General features: G+C 66.7%; 2 protein-coding genes. Both read right to left on the minus strand.

Features of this window, described 5'->3' with window-relative positions:
- Window positions 1–305: thiosulfate oxidation carrier complex protein SoxZ (gene soxZ, locus Talka_RS11840; RefSeq protein ID WP_143891518.1), on the minus strand; the 305-nt coding region annotated here is incomplete at its 3' end.
- Window positions 306–354: 49 nt separating this feature from the next.
- A partial coding sequence (gene soxY, locus Talka_RS11845) for a thiosulfate oxidation carrier protein SoxY (protein ID WP_246100685.1) occupies window positions 355–795 on the minus strand: 441 nt, incomplete at its 5' end.

The raw sequence follows: 795 nt of genomic DNA on the forward strand, positions 1-795 counted from the left end.
ATGGTGGCCTCGTCGGTGCGGGACTCGCCCTTGTTGTCGGTCCACTTGACCACCACCTTGTCGCCCTTGTTGGCGCCCTTGAACTTAAAGCTCAAAAACGGGTTCTGCGACACCGCCCCGCTCCAGGCCGCCTTGAGCACCTCGCGCCCGTTGTGCGTGGCCACCACATCCGTGATGTAGTGCGCCGGCACCAGGTTGCCCGACGCATCGCGCCGCGTCCCCGGCTCCATCGGGTGACTCATCAGCACCCGCACCGTCGTCACCCCGCCAGCCTCGTTGGCCCGGATGCGCATCGGATCTGCCATCTTCGCTCTCCTTCGTCTGCCTGCCTTCTGCCTGGGTCCCGTTGCGCCATCAGCCGCCGCAGCCGCCCAGCGTCACCTTCGTTTCCTTCACCGCCGAATACAGCTTGCCATCGGCCTTGACCACCGCCACCACGTTGGTGCTCTGGCCCATCTTCAGCCGCGTCTGCACCTCCGGCTCAGTGCCCGCCGGAATCATGAACACCGCCGCCAGCGGCTGCGGGTTCTTCTCCACCAACAGATAAATCTCGCTGGTGTTGGGAATCTTGCTGACCGCCCCCACCGGCACCACCGCCCCGTTTTCGGCAATGTCCGGCGAGACAATCTGCACCTGATCACTGGTGGCCGGCTGCCCGCCCACCGCCTTGAGCGCATCGGCCAGGCTCTTGGCCTCAAACGCCGCACGCGGCGAGGCCAGCGCCTGCTCGGCCGTGATCACCCCCAGCGACACCAGCGTCGCCAGCGCGCTGCCAGCTTTGAGCACGGCGCGTCG

The organism is Tepidimonas alkaliphilus, from assembly GCF_007556595.1.
GTDB classification, from domain to species: domain Bacteria; phylum Pseudomonadota; class Gammaproteobacteria; order Burkholderiales; family Burkholderiaceae_C; genus Tepidimonas; species Tepidimonas alkaliphila.